The organism is Flavobacterium sp. H4147, assembly GCF_029360735.1.
Lineage (GTDB): Bacteria > Bacteroidota > Bacteroidia > Flavobacteriales > Flavobacteriaceae > Flavobacterium > Flavobacterium endoglycinae.
Map to the genome: position 1 here is coordinate 1719136 of NZ_JARKNB010000001.1, position 14252 is coordinate 1733387.

The 14252-nt window shown below is 33.2% G+C and carries 11 protein-coding genes; all 11 read left to right on the forward strand.

Annotation, left to right across the window (positions count from 1 at the left end; genetic code table 11):
* The first annotated feature begins 7 nt into the window (after positions 1–7).
* The 11 genes from P2W75_RS07545 to kynU all read left to right on the forward strand — a co-directional run bounded on the left by P2W75_RS07545 (position 8) and on the right by kynU (position 14182).
* On the forward strand, positions 8–1090 hold the full coding sequence (locus tag P2W75_RS07545) for a bifunctional 3-deoxy-7-phosphoheptulonate synthase/chorismate mutase type II (RefSeq protein WP_207294557.1): 1083 nt from the start codon (positions 8–10) through the stop codon (positions 1088–1090).
* Between the two features lie 310 nt (positions 1091–1400).
* Positions 1401–2378: a ribosome small subunit-dependent GTPase A gene (gene rsgA / locus P2W75_RS07550; RefSeq protein ID WP_207294558.1), complete on the forward strand. Its 978-nt coding sequence runs from the start codon at positions 1401–1403 to the stop codon at positions 2376–2378.
* Between the two features lie 30 nt (positions 2379–2408).
* Positions 2409–2768: a four helix bundle protein gene (locus P2W75_RS07555; protein WP_276379859.1), complete on the forward strand. Its 360-nt coding sequence runs from the start codon at positions 2409–2411 to the stop codon at positions 2766–2768.
* Between the two features lie 38 nt (positions 2769–2806).
* Positions 2807–3259 (forward strand): D-aminoacyl-tRNA deacylase, encoded by a 453-nt coding sequence (gene dtd, locus P2W75_RS07560; protein ID WP_207294560.1) that lies wholly within the window; start codon positions 2807–2809, stop codon positions 3257–3259.
* Between the two features lie 66 nt (positions 3260–3325).
* Entirely contained in the window at positions 3326–5233 is a 1908-nt protein-coding gene (locus P2W75_RS07565; RefSeq protein WP_276379860.1) for a DUF3857 domain-containing protein, read from the forward strand.
* A gap of 18 nt (positions 5234–5251) precedes the next feature.
* A complete protein-coding gene (locus P2W75_RS07570; protein ID WP_276379861.1) occupies positions 5252–7276 on the forward strand; it encodes a DUF3857 domain-containing protein in 2025 nt (674 codons plus the stop codon).
* Positions 7277–7279: 3 nt separating this feature from the next.
* Complete coding sequence (locus P2W75_RS07575) at positions 7280–9271, forward strand: DUF3857 domain-containing protein (RefSeq protein WP_276379862.1); 1992 nt, start codon at positions 7280–7282, stop codon at positions 9269–9271.
* Positions 9272–9273: 2 nt separating this feature from the next.
* Positions 9274–9600, forward strand: a complete 327-nt coding sequence (locus tag P2W75_RS07580; RefSeq protein ID WP_127340449.1) for a nucleotide pyrophosphohydrolase — start codon at positions 9274–9276, stop codon at positions 9598–9600.
* 112 nt (positions 9601–9712) lie between these two features.
* On the forward strand, positions 9713–10942 hold the full coding sequence (gene aroA, locus P2W75_RS07585) for a 3-phosphoshikimate 1-carboxyvinyltransferase (RefSeq protein WP_276379863.1): 1230 nt from the start codon (positions 9713–9715) through the stop codon (positions 10940–10942).
* 425 nt (positions 10943–11367) lie between these two features.
* Entirely contained in the window at positions 11368–12417 is a 1050-nt protein-coding gene (gene queA, locus P2W75_RS07590; protein WP_207294564.1) for a tRNA preQ1(34) S-adenosylmethionine ribosyltransferase-isomerase QueA, read from the forward strand.
* A gap of 490 nt (positions 12418–12907) precedes the next feature.
* Entirely contained in the window at positions 12908–14182 is a 1275-nt protein-coding gene (gene kynU / locus P2W75_RS07595) for a kynureninase (RefSeq protein ID WP_276379864.1), read from the forward strand.
* Positions 14183–14252: the final 70 nt, after the last annotated feature.

Below are 14252 nucleotides of genomic sequence, written 5' to 3' on the forward strand. Positions count from 1 at the left end.
AAAAACGATGGAAAATAAAAAAGAAATGAGAAAGTGGTTAGAAGATTTCAATTTAAATCACCCACTTGTGATAGCTGGACCTTGTAGTGCAGAAACTGAAGATCAAGTTTTGAAAATTGCTCACGAATTAAAAGATTCAAAAGTAAGCGTATTCAGAGCGGGAATCTGGAAACCAAGAACTCGTCCGGGAGGATTTGAAGGTGTTGGTGAAATTGGATTAAAATGGTTACAAAAAGCTAAAGCTGAAACTGGTTTATTAATGGGAACTGAAGTAGCAACTGCAGCGCACTGTAAATTAGCTTTAGAACACGATATCGATGTATTATGGGTTGGTGCACGTACAACTGCAAACCCTTTCGCAGTTCAAGAAATTGCTGATACATTAAAAGGAACTGATAAAATTGTTTTGGTGAAAAACCCAGTAAACCCAGATTTAGCTTTATGGTTAGGTGGTGTTGAGCGTTTACACATGGCAGGTATCGAGAAATTAGGAGTTATCCACAGAGGTTTCTCTACTTACGAAAAAACAAAATACAGAAACATTCCAGAATGGCAGATTGCTATCGAATTACAAAACAAATTCCCTGATTTACCATTAATCATTGATCCATCTCACATTACAGGAAACCGTAATATGATTTTTGAAGTAACTCAAGAGGCTTTAGACTTGAATTACGATGGTATGATTATCGAAACGCATTTTGATCCAGACAATGCTTGGTCTGATGCAGCTCAACAAGTAACTCCAGATTCTTTAAAACAAATCATCAAAGATTTGACGATCAGAAAAACGGATGATACTACAGATGAGTACAGCCAAAAAATGACAAAACTAAGAGCAAACATCGACGTTTTGGATGCCAACTTATTAGAGTTGTTAGGGAAACGTATGAAAGTGGCTGACGAAATTGGTCAAGTGAAAAAAGACGCAAACGTTGCCATTCTTCAAAACAACCGTTGGAACGAAATTTTAGGAAAAATGATTTTGGAAGGTGAGAAAAAAGGTCTTACAGAAGAGTTTGTTTTGAAATTATTCAAAGCGATTCACCAAGAAAGTATTGGTCACCAAGAGAAAATTTTCAACGCATAATTTTCTTTAAACCATATAAGTGATATAAGTTAATTTAAACTTCATTTCAAGTTTGTTATTGAGTTTAATTATATCACACATTTAAAATTAGATTGTTTTTTAAAATCCTCATCACTTTGTAAAAGAAGTGTTGGGGATTTTTGTTTTTTAAAACATAGCCCAAGTTTTAACCTTAGGAACGCTATCCATATCCCAATCTTTGTCTCCCACGGTTGAAACCGTGGGCTATGTTTAAAAATATTCATTTATCTTTGCAGAGATTTAGGCTAAAATCTAAAATCAGAAATCTAAAATCAACAATTTGAATTGAATGACAGGAACCGTTTATAAATCTACAGGAAGCTGGTATACCGTAAAATCTGAAAATGGAGATTTTGTGGAATGCCGTATGAAAGGGAAATTCAGAATAAAAGGTATTAAAAGTACCAACCCAATTGCTGTAGGCGATATAGTCGATTATGAATTGGAGCAAACTTCGGATGCTGTTACCGGAATGATACATAATATCCACGAAAGAAAAAATTATATCGTTCGTAAATCGGTTAACTTGTCTAAGCAGATTCACATTATTGCTTCTAATATCGATCAGGTTTTCCTGTTGATTACAATCGATAATCCGCCAACTACTACCAGTTTCATCGATCGTTTTTTGGTTACTGCGGAAGCGTACGGAATTGAAGCTGTTCTTGTTTTCAATAAAATTGACACTTTAACAGATCAGACTCTAGACGATCAGCTTTATCTACAGCATATTTATTCTGAAATTGGATATAAATGTCTCCGAATTTCTTCTACAGAAAATAAAGGTGTTGACAAGCTGAAAGAAATGATGATTGGCAAAGTCAGCATGTTTTCCGGCCATTCTGGTGTTGGTAAATCTACTTTAGTAAATGCTTTAGAACCAAGTCTTCATTTAAAAACTTCCGTAATTTCAGAACAAAGCAAACAAGGACAGCATACTACCACTTTTGCCGAAATGTACGATTTGTCTTTTGATGCCCGAATTATCGATACGCCAGGAATTAAAGGTTTCGGAATTGTCGATATGGAACCTTCAGAAATCAGTCATTACTTTCCAGAATTCTTCAGATTGCAAGATCAATGTAAGTTCAATAATTGCCTCCATAAAGAAGAACCACATTGCGCCATCAAAACTGCCTTAGAAAAAGATGAAATTGCTTGGTCACGTTACAATAGTTATCTCAAGATCCTCGAAGGCGACGACGAACATTATCGTACCGATATTTATGGTGAAGATCGCGCTGCTAGTGATGAAACGAGAAAGTAATTGTGAATGCTGAATTGTAAATTGTGAATTATGGCTGACAATGTAATAAAAACAAAATCTTTTAATTTTGCTTTGAGAATTATTAAACTTTTTCAATTTTTAAAAGATGAAAAGAAAGAGTTTGTTTTAAGCAAACAATTACTTCGAAGTGGAACTGCTATTGGAGCCTTAGTCAGAGAATCTGAACAAGCAGAAAGTAAGAAAGACTTTATCCATAAACTTGCAATAGCGCAAAAAGAGGCTAATGAAACTGATTATTGGATTGAATTATTGTTTCAATCAGATTATTTAAATCAAATTCAATTTCAATCTATAAAAAGTGACATAGTTGAATTAAATAAAATCCTAGCTTCAATTATTATTACTTCCAAACAAAAGCTTACAGTTTAATAAAATTTAGCATTCACCATTCACCATTTACAATTATAATGAAAGTAGTAATCCAAAGAGTCTCAGAAGCATCAGTGACTGTAGAAGGTCAAAAAACAGCAGATATTAAAAAAGGTTTATTGGTTTTAGTCGGAATAGAAGATGCCGATACACAAGAAGATATTGACTGGCTTGCTGGCAAAATTGTTAAAATGAGAATTTTTGGCGATGAAAACGATGTTATGAATTGTTCCGTTCAGGATATTGATGGAGATATTATTGTGGTTAGCCAATTTACACTTCATGCATCCACTAAAAAAGGAAACCGTCCTTCTTACATAAAAGCTTCCAAACCTGATTTTGCCATTCCTACTTACGAGAATTTCGTAAAAGCAGTTGAAAAAGAACTTGGTAAAAAGGTACAAACTGGAATTTTTGGTGCCGATATGAAAGTTAATTTGCTAAACGACGGACCTGTAACTATTGTTATAGACAGTAAAAACAGGGAGTAAAAAATAAAGTAAACGACTGTTAAGAAATTCTAAAAATACTTCTATATTTGGCGAAACTATGTATTAATGAAAATGACCCTTTTAAGGCTTTTTCTCGCCTTATTTTCCATTACCTCTTTTGCCCAAAAGAGCGATTATTCCATTCTTAAAATCTCCGACAGTCTTAAAGAAAATGCCAATGCTGTTCTGCGTTTAGACCAAATGGATATTGTAATTTCCTCACAAAGAAATATGAATATCAAGGTACAGAGAATTGTATCTGTTTTAAATGAAAAAGGGCTTAGGAATATTGATGCTTACCAAAATTATGATAAAACAACTTCTATAAAAAATATAGAGGCTGTTGTTTATGATGCATTTGGAAAAGAAATCAAAAAAGTTAAACGTAAAGATTTTAGAGATCAAAGCGCCGTTGATGGCGGAACTCTTTTTTCAGATAACCGTATTCTTTTTTTAGATTATACACCCATAACTTATCCTTTTACAATTGCGTATTTTAGCGAAGTAGAAACTTCAAATACAGCTTTTATACCACAATGGTATTTTTTAGGAGATTATAATTTAAGTGTTGAAAAATGTGCCTTAAACGTTACTTTTCCAAGCGATTTAGGATTCAAAAAGAAAGAATTTCAATTCTCTGATTTCAACATAAAAAAAACAGTTGAGTCCAATACACAATTAAGTTATATCGCAAAAAATATTTTAGCCCAAAAGGCAGAAGAACTTAGCCCGTTTTCAAGTGATCTTTTTCCAAAAGTAATGATGGGACTAGAAAAATTTCATTTGGAAGGAGTTGATGGTACGGCGACAACTTGGGAAGCATTCGGTAAATGGTACGGAGATAAGATTCTAACAGGTACAACTATTTTACCAGATGAAACAACAGCAAAGATTAAAGCACTTGTCGGGAATGAAAAGGACCCTGTTAAAAAAGCAAAAATTATATACGATTATGTTCAGAAAAAGTCTAGATATGTAAATATTGCAGTTGGTATAGGAGGATGGAAACCTATGCTGGCATCAGATGTTGATCGTTTAGGATACGGCGATTGTAAAGCACTATCAAATTATACGAAAGCGCTTCTGCAAGCGGTTGATGTACCATCGTATAATACCATTTTATACGGCAGCCGTTATAAATCAAATATTCAGTCTGATTTTGTTTCAATGCAGGGAAACCATATGATACTTGCGGTTCCTAATGGAAAGGATTATATCTGGCTCGAATGTACAAGTCAAGATGATCCGTTTGGTTATCAAGGAACTTTTACAGATGACAGAGATGTTTTGGTTGTAAAACCTGAAGGTGGAGAAATTGTACGAACTAAGATCTACGATGATAAAGGAAATACCCAAAACGGAAAAGGAAGTTACACAATCGATGGAAGCGGAAATTTCTCAGGATCAATTGTGATAGCTTCACAAGGTTCGCAGTATAGTTCAAAAGCTAGGTTAGAAAATGAAATTCCTACTGAAAAGGAAAAACATTATAAAAACTACTGGAACAATATCAACAATCTCAAACTCGGAAAAATAACCCTTGATAATAATAAAGAAGAGGTTCGTTTTTCTGAAAATGTACAGATAAGTGCCGATGCTTACGGAGTAGTAAGCGGAAACAAAATGATTTTTGTGGTGGATGCTTTCAATCAAAATTCTGAAAATGTAAAACGAATCAGAAACCGTAAAAACCCATTTCTAATTCAGCGCGGTTATTTAGATACTGATGAAATCGAAATCAATCTGCCGTCTGGTTTTTCGATCGAATTTCTGCCTGCAAACTATGAATTGAAAGGGAAATTTGGAGAATACAAAACCGAAATCATAAAAAAAGATTCTAATAAACTTACCTATAAGCGTTCGATTTTTATCAATCGAGGTAAATATTCAAATAAAGAATACGATGAATACCGTCTTTTTATGGAACAAGTTTCCAAAAATGATAATGCCAAAATCATATTAAATAAAAACTAACCAAAACAAAAATAAAACATGAAAATTACCAGATTATTTGTTTTTATATTTCTGTTATTGTCTGTTTCAAATATAACAGCACAGGAATTTAAACTAGGAAAAGTAACCATTGCTGAGCTTCAACAAAAAGTGCACCCAAAAGATTCATCAGCCTCAGCCGCTATTCTTTATAAAAGAGGAAAAGCAAGAATAGATTACGATCAAAACGATGGATTTATAACAGTTATGGATGTTGAAACCCGTATTAAAATTTATAACAAAGAAGGTTATGATTGGGCAAATCAAGAAGTCTGGTATTACTATGGAACTGGTTTCAAAGAAAAAGTATCAATTAGTGATGCTGTTACATACAATTTAGCAGGCGGTAAAATTGAAAGTACCAAGTTAAAGAGCGATGGGATATTCGATGAAGTAATCAATAAATACCGAAGCAAGAAAAAAATGACGATGCCAAACGTAAAAGAAGGATCTGTTATTGAATTTAAGTATACCATTAAAAGTCCTGATGTTTTAATTCGTGATTGGGATTTTCAAACCAGTATTCCGGTAAATTATTCAGAGTTTAGAACATTTGTTCCTGAATATTTTGTTTTTACACCCGCACAAAAGGGATATGTTTTTCCTAAAGTTACTTCTGAAAAAAGCAGTAAATCATTTATCATAAATTCTAAAGAAAGATATAATACTGGAAATTTTGGAGGTGGAGCCACAAAAACAGAGTTCTATCAGGATAAAATTGATTATATGGAAACCCAAACTATTTACCTTGCCGAGAATTTTCCTGCCATGAAAGACGAAGCTTATGTAAATAATATTGATAATTATACATCATCTGTTGGTCACGAACTGTCAATGACAAAATTCCCAAATAAGCCAATAAAACAACTTTCCACAGATTGGAATTCTGTAGTTAAAACAATTTATGACTACGAAGATTTTGGACCTGAATTAAATAAAACAGGTTATTTTGAAGAGGATGTGAAAAAATTATTGGCAGGAACAAACACACCAGAAGAAAAAATCTGGGTTATTTTTAACCATGTAAAATCAAATGTAAAATGGAATACCTATAATGGTTACAGCTGTGACAGCGGTGTTAAAAAAGCCTACAAAGAAAAAACAGGTAATATTGCCGATATTAACCTGATGCTTACTGCCATGTTACGTTACGCAGGCTTAACAGCAAATCCGGTTTTAGTTAGTACACGTTCAAATGGTATTGCTTTGTTCCCAAACAGAACTGCATTTAACTATGTTATTGCTGCAGTTGAAACACCAAACGGATATGTTTTATTAGATGCATCTGAAAAATTCTCTACTCCAAATGTTTTGCCTATTAGAGTTTTAAACTGGTACGGAAGATTAATACGAAAAGACGGTACATCTGAAGAAATTAACCTGATGCCAGAAAAAACATCTGGTGATAATGTTTTTTTGACTTACAGTATTGATGCCGAAGGGAAAGTAACTGGAAAAACAAGAAGACAGTGTTTGGATTACAACGCTATGGTTACCAGAAGTAATATAAACAGTCTTAAAGAAGAAGAATATTTAGATAAATTGGAAAATAATAATGGTAAAATAGAAATCAGCGAATATTCTAAAACCAATGAAAAAGATATTCTACTTCCTATAATTGAAACGTATTCTTTTACAGGAAATAATCTATGTGAATTAATTGGAGGAAAAATTTATGTAAGTCCAATGTTATTCTTTACAAATGACAAAAATCCGTTTAAACAGGAAGTGCGTGAATATCCAGTTGATTTTAGTTATCCTTTTGCAGATAAATACAATATTACAATTCAAATTCCAGAAGGTTTCGCTGTGGAAACATTACCAGCTCCAGCAGCTGTAAATATGGAAGATAATTTAGGATCTTTTAAATTCAATATTGCGGCTAGTGGCAATACCCTTCAATTAGTTATTTCACATCAAATAAATGAGGCAATTGTTTCTGCTGATAAATATGAAATGCTAAAAGAATATTATAAAAACATGATCGCAAAAGAAACTGAGAAAATAGTTCTGAAAAAGATTTAACTCATGAGATTTTCGGGTTTAATTACAATTGTCGTATTCTTTTTAATTGGTATAAAAGCTAATTCTCAAAACTACGAATTAGGCAAAGTGACTATTGCAGAACTACAGGAAAAAGTACATCCAATAGACAGTAGTGCCTCGGCAGCGATTCTATTTAAAAAAGGACGAACATTTTTTACGTATTCAAGAGATGTGGGTTTTACAGCCAATCATGTTTGCGAAATAAAAATTAAAATCTATAAAAATGAAGGATTAAGCTGGGCCGATCAAAAAGTACGGTATTATATTGGGTATGAAAACTTAAACAAAGAACAATTAGAGTTTTCAAATGCGATTACCTACAATTTAGAAAATGGTGCTATTGTAAAAACAAAACTTGAAAATCAAGGCGAGTTTAAGAAAAAGATAAACAATTACTGGAAAGAAAAATCGATTACTTTTCCCAATGTAAAAGTCGGTTCAATAATCGAATACAAATACATTCTTAAATCTGAAAATATTGTAAAGTTCCCGGATTTCGACATTCAGTACGAAATTCCGGTGAACTACTTTTATTATAAAACAGAACTTCCCGAATATTACATCTACAAACCAATTTTAATTGGAGGAATTCCCCTTGAAACCGATTCGAAATTTAAGAACGCAAGCCAGAATTTTGAAAATGAACACAACCAAACCAATACGCTTTATTACAAACAAATAGAATCTTTTTATTCGGGAAAAAATATTCCTGCTTTAACAGATGAACCTTATGTTAATAATATTGAAAACTATAAAGGAACAATAAAGCACGAATTGGAAAGAATACGTATGCCTGACCAACCTGTTAAAGATTATGCCTTAACATGGGAAGGTGTAGCCAAAACGATTTTTAAGGATGAAGATTTTGGAAAACAGCTCAGCGAAAAAAGCTTTTTAGTTGAAGATGTAAAACGTTTAGTTAGGAATGTGGAATCTTTCAATGAAAGACTCAATCTTGTTTTTACCTACGTTCAAAATAGAATGAACTGGGATGAAACAAGAAGTTATTATACAGATAAAGGCGTTATAAAAGCATACAAAGATCAAACAGGAAATGTAGCCGAGATTAATTTTATTTTAATCAGCATGTTGCGCCTTGCAGGTGTAGAAGCAAATCCAGTCTTAGTCAGTACAATCGAAAATGGATTACCTGTTTATCCTACCAGAACAGGATTTAATTATGTCATCGCAGCCGCCGAAATTGATGGTAAGCAAATTTTGTTAGATGCAACACATAAATTTACATCACCTAATATTCTGCCATTAAATGTTTTGAATTGGAAAGGTAGACTTATAAAAAATGACGGAACTTCTACAGAGATAGATTTAGAACCGTCAATTCCATCAAAGGAGAATTTTAATTTGATGGTTTCCATTGATAGTGGAGGAAAAATGAACGGACAAGCCAGAATTCTGCGTACAGATTATGATGCATACCGATTCAGAGTGGAAAATAATGCCAAAAACCAAGAAAATTATTTGGAAAAATTTGAAACCGAACTGGGCGATTTAAACATTTCAAATTATCGTATCGAAAACCAAAAATCAAATTTAAAAGATCCTATCATCGAGACTTTTTCATTTGCATCCAATAATCAGTCGGATATTATTGAAGATAAAATTTTTGTAAATCCATTACTTTTCTTTACCCGAACAAAAAATCCGTTTAATCAGGAAAAAAGAATAATGCCCGTATATTTCGGATATAAAAATCAAGAAAAATATAATATAACACTTGAAATTCCAAACGGTTATACAGTAGAATCACTGCCAGTCCCTATAAAAATTGCTACTGAAGATAAAGGGATTGTATACCTTCTTAACTTTTTTGCCGAAGGAAAGAAAATCCAAATAAACTGTACAAAAGATATTAACAATAGTATTTTTGCAGCTGAGGAGTATCAAACATTGAAAGATGTCTTTCAAAAAGTTACTGCCAGTCAAAATCAAAAAATTGTCCTTAAAAAAATATAATCATGGATTTGAAAAATGCACAGCTTGATGTCGATAACTGGATCAAAGAACACGGAGTTCGTTACTTTAACGAATTAACCAATATGGCACAACTTACTGAAGAAGTGGGAGAAGTTGCTAGAATTATTGCACGTCGTTATGGAGAACAATCTGAAAAAGAAAGTGATAAAAACAAAGATTTAGGAGAAGAATTAGCAGATGTTGTTTTCGTTGTTTTGTGTTTAGCCAATCAAACTGGAATCGATTTACAAGCCGCTTTTGATAAAAAAATGGACTTAAAATCAGTTAGAGATAAAGATCGTCACAAAAACAACGATAAATTGAAATAATTGTGAAATTTAAGCGTGAATTTTGATTTACGCATGAGGAGTGGTAAATTGCGGGGCTGAATTATTTTTCTAATCATTCATAATTCATAATTCACAACTTACAATTAAAAAAATGAATTTAAAATTAACGACGAATTCACCATTCACAATTGATGATTCGCAACTAAATATCACAGGTTCGAAAAGCGAAACGAACCGTTTATTATTACTAAAAGCATTATTTCCAAATATTACTTTAGCCAATACTTCAAACTCAGATGACAGCGAAGTAATGCAGAAAGCATTAATTGGAAACGACGAAATTGTAGATATTCATCACGCAGGAACTGCAATGCGTTTTTTAACAGCTTATTTTGCTGTAAACGAAGGAAGAGAAGTGGTAATGACAGGTTCAAGCAGAATGCAAGAGCGTCCTATTAAAATTTTGGTCGATACTTTAAGACAACTTGGAGTTGAGATCTCGTATGAAAAAGAAGAAGGTTATCCGCCAATTAGAATCAAAGGGAAAAAAGTTACTGCTTCTAAAGTAACCTTGGCAGCCAATGTAAGCAGTCAATATATTTCGGCACTTTTATTAGTCGCTTCTAAATTAGAAAATGGTTTAGAACTGACTTTAGAAGGAGAAATTACTTCCATTCCGTATATCAAAATGACTTTGGCTTTGCTTAATGATTTGGATATTCAAACCAGTTTTGAAGGAAACATCATCAAAGTGTATCCCAAAGAAGCAGTTGCATCAAAAGAAATGGTGGTTGAATCTGATTGGAGTTCGGCTTCATATTTCTTTAGTCTCGTAGCTTTGTCTGATGCTTCAAAAATCACGTTGAGCAGTTATAAAGAAAATAGTCTTCAAGGAGATTCTGAGTTAGTTTCTCTCTATGCAAAAATGGGTGTGAAAACGACTTTCCAAAACAATAAAATGACTTTGGAAAAAGTGGCAGGATTCAATTATCAAGATGTAAATTTCGATTTGAACAATACACCAGATATTGCACAGACAATCGTTGTAACTTGTTTAGGTTTAGGAATTGGATGTAATTTAACAGGCCTTCATACTTTAAAAATTAAAGAAACAGACCGACTCGAAGCTTTAAAAACCGAGCTGACAAAATTAGGAGCAAATATTTCTGTTACTAACGACAGCTTGACTTTAGTGAAATCTGAGAAAATAAACCACGATGTAAAAATTGGAACCTACAATGACCACCGTATGGCAATGGCATTTGCACCATTAGCAATTAAAGTGCCAATTATCATTGAAGATGCTGGAGTAGTTTCGAAATCATATCCAGATTTCTGGAACGATTTAAAAGCTTTGAATTTCCAAATCTCAGAATTGTAAAATAAGATAGCCACGAATTCACGAATTTAATTTTAAAATAATAATTCGTGAATTCGTGACGAAAAAATGATAGCCTCTGGTTTCAACCAGAGGTTTTTTTTATGGATATCCGTTTAGTATAATCGTAAAGTTTGTCAGTCTGAGCGAAGTCGAAGACCACGTAAGAAGCTCGACAAAGATTGGCAATATATTTTGTAGAGTTCCTAGTGTAATTTTTCCCTTTAGTTGAAATAACACAAAAAAAGTTAAAATTGACTTAAAGAATTTATTTTTAAATCAATCTGAAAGCTTGGTAAATCAAGGACTTTTGAAAATAAACGCCAAAACACTTGACAACGCCTGTCTCACAATCGTATATTTGCATCCGATTTAAAATTTTAGGTACATAAATCTAAAATCTACACTCTAAAATCAATAATTCAAATATGAAATTATCACACTTCAATTTCAATTTACCAAAAGAACTTTTGGCTGAATTTCCAGCAGAAAATAGAGATGAATCTCGTTTAATGGTAATTGACCGTAAAACTCAAACTATCGAACATAAAATGTTTAAAGACGTTATCAACTATTTTGATGACGGAGACGTTTTAATTCTTAATAATACAAAAGTTTTCCCTGCACGTTTGTACGGAAACAAAGAAAAAACTGGAGCTAGAATTGAAGTTTTCTTATTAAGAGAATTAAATTCTGAGCAAAGACTTTGGGACGTTTTAGTAGATCCGGCTAGAAAAATCCGTATTGGTAACAAACTTTATTTTGGTGACGACGATTCGTTAGTTGCTGAGGTAATCGACAATACAACTTCTCGTGGTAGAACATTACGTTTCTTATACGATGGATCATACGAAGAATTCAGAAACAAATTAACAGAACTTGGAGAAACTCCAATTCCCAAATACATCAACAGAGATGTTACTCCTGAAGATGCTGAAAGATACCAAACGATCTATGCAAAAGAAGAAGGAGCTGTAGCAGCACCAACTGCCGGTTTACACTTCTCAAAACACCTTTTGAAAAAATTAGAAATCAAAGGAGTGAACTTTGCTGAGGTAACTTTACACGTTGGTTTAGGAACTTTCAACCCAGTTGAGGTAGAAGATTTATCGAAACACAAAATGGATTCTGAGGAATTAATCATTACTCAAAAAGCTTGTGATATTGTAAACGAAGGAAAAGCAAAGAAAAAACGTATTTGCGCAGTTGGAACAACTTCTATGCGTGCAATTGAAAGTTCTGTTTCTTCTGCTAATACTTTAAATCCTTATGAAGGATGGACAAATAAATTTATTTTCCCTCCTCACGATTTCAGTATTGCAAACTGTATGATTACAAACTTTCACACACCAAAATCAACATTATTAATGATGATTTCTGCTTTCTGTGGACATGATTTAATGAAAAGAGCATACGAAGAAGCAATCAAAGAAGGATACAAATTCTATTCTTACGGAGATGCGATGTTAATTCTTTAATCGGAATTAATTTTCAATATAAGAACCCGATAGTTTTTAAGAACTGTCGGGTTTTCTGTTTTTAAAGGGTTTTAAGTTTCAAGTTTTACATTAGTTGTGAAATTTACTGCAAATTTCGAAGATTTCATTTAGTGATAGATTATACAGATTTAAAAACCTTTTTAATCTTTTTAATCTGTGGCTGGCTTTTTATATAATCATTTCGAAATTTATTCAGAACATAGCCCAAGGTTTTAACCTTGGGTACACAAAGATTGGGATACGATACGTCCCCAAGGTTGAAACCTTGGGTTATGTTTTATATAGAGCTTGAAAAAATGTTTTTAAGACAAAGCTTTGCGAACTTAGCGTTTGTAAACGTTAACCTTAATAACAAATCTTAGCGAACTTTGCGGTAAATCACGCAAAGAATTTCGACTTGAAACTTGAAACCTGAAGCTTCAAACAAAACAAACAAAATTTGTTATTTTAGCAATCAAAACAAAAAACAATGACTTTTCAAAATACACGCGAATTTGCACGAGAGCTAGATTCGAAAGATCCATTAAATCATTATCAAGACCAGTTCATTTTTCCGAAAGTAAACGACAAACGAGTAATTTACTTCACAGGAAATTCTTTAGGCTTACAGCCAAAACGTACCAAAGCATACATAGACGAAGTAATGAATGACTGGGCTGAACTGGCAGTTGAAGGTCATTTTTATGCTGAAAAGCCTTGGTGGGATTATCAAGAAAGATTTGCAGAACCATTGAGTAAAATTGTGGGAGCACTTCCATCAGAAGTTACTGTTATGAATACGTTGACGGTGAATCTTCACTTGTTGATGGTTTCTTTTTATCAGCCAACTAAAACACGTTATAAAATTATCTGCGAAGAAAAAGCTTTTCCATCAGATCAATATATGTTTCAAAGTCAGGTGAATTTTCACGGGTATAAACCTGAAGATGCCATTGTAGAAATCAAACGTAGAGAAGGAGAACACAATATTCGCCTGGAAGATGTTTTAGCAAAAATCGAAGAAGTGGGCGATGAACTGGCTTTGGTTTTAATCGGCGGTGTAAACTATTATACCGGACAAGTTTTTGACATCAAAACCATAACGGCAGCCGGACAAAGAGCAGGAGCAAAAGTAGGGTGGGATTTAGCACACGCTGCTGGAAACATCAAGTTAGAACTTCACGATTGGAATGTTGATTTCGCCGCTTGGTGCAGTTACAAATACATGAATTCTGGACCAGGAAATGCTTCGGGTTGTTTCGTTCACGAAAAACATCACAATTCTGACTTGCCAAGATTTGCAGGATGGTGGGGACATAATAAAGAACGTCGTTTTAAAATGGAACCAAATTTCGATCCGGTTCACGGAGCGGACGGATGGCAGATTAGCAATCTTCCAGTGCTTTCTTTAGCACCTTATTTAGCTTCAGTTGAAATGTTTGCTGAAGTTGGAATGGATGCATTAATTACAAAACGAGATCATATTACGTCTTATCTCGAATTTATTCTTCATGAAATTGATAAAGAAGTAAAAGGAAATTTCGAAATAATTACACCTTCAAATCCAGCAGAAAGAGCTTCGCAATTATCCGTCTTTTTACACGGAGAAGGAAGAGCATTATTTGACTATTTGATGAAAAACGGCGTAATTACAGATTGGAGAGAACCAAATGTAATTCGTCTGGCACCAGTTCCTTTGTATTGTTCTTATGAAGATATGTACGATTTTGGACAAATCCTGAAAAAAGGAATTTTAGGGAAATAGATATTACCTCTCGCAGAATCGCAAAGTTTAAAAAAAAAATTCCGTTAGGAATGTCTCAATATTGTAGCAA

Coding starts and splice junctions, on each gene's coding strand:
- P2W75_RS07545 (WP_207294557.1), top strand. CDS start 8: ATGGAAAATAAAAAAGAAATGAGAAAGTGGTTAGAAGATTTCAATTTA.
- rsgA (WP_207294558.1), top strand. CDS start 1,401: ATGACAGGAACCGTTTATAAATCTACAGGAAGCTGGTATACCGTAAAA.
- P2W75_RS07555 (WP_276379859.1), top strand. CDS start 2,409: ATGGCTGACAATGTAATAAAAACAAAATCTTTTAATTTTGCTTTGAGA.
- dtd (WP_207294560.1), top strand. CDS start 2,807: ATGAAAGTAGTAATCCAAAGAGTCTCAGAAGCATCAGTGACTGTAGAA.
- P2W75_RS07565 (WP_276379860.1), top strand. CDS start 3,326: ATGAAAATGACCCTTTTAAGGCTTTTTCTCGCCTTATTTTCCATTACC.
- P2W75_RS07570 (WP_276379861.1), top strand. CDS start 5,252: ATGAAAATTACCAGATTATTTGTTTTTATATTTCTGTTATTGTCTGTT.
- P2W75_RS07575 (WP_276379862.1), top strand. CDS start 7,280: ATGAGATTTTCGGGTTTAATTACAATTGTCGTATTCTTTTTAATTGGT.
- P2W75_RS07580 (WP_127340449.1), top strand. CDS start 9,274: ATGGATTTGAAAAATGCACAGCTTGATGTCGATAACTGGATCAAAGAA.
- aroA (WP_276379863.1), top strand. CDS start 9,713: ATGAATTTAAAATTAACGACGAATTCACCATTCACAATTGATGATTCG.
- queA (WP_207294564.1), top strand. CDS start 11,368: ATGAAATTATCACACTTCAATTTCAATTTACCAAAAGAACTTTTGGCT.
- kynU (WP_276379864.1), top strand. CDS start 12,908: ATGACTTTTCAAAATACACGCGAATTTGCACGAGAGCTAGATTCGAAA.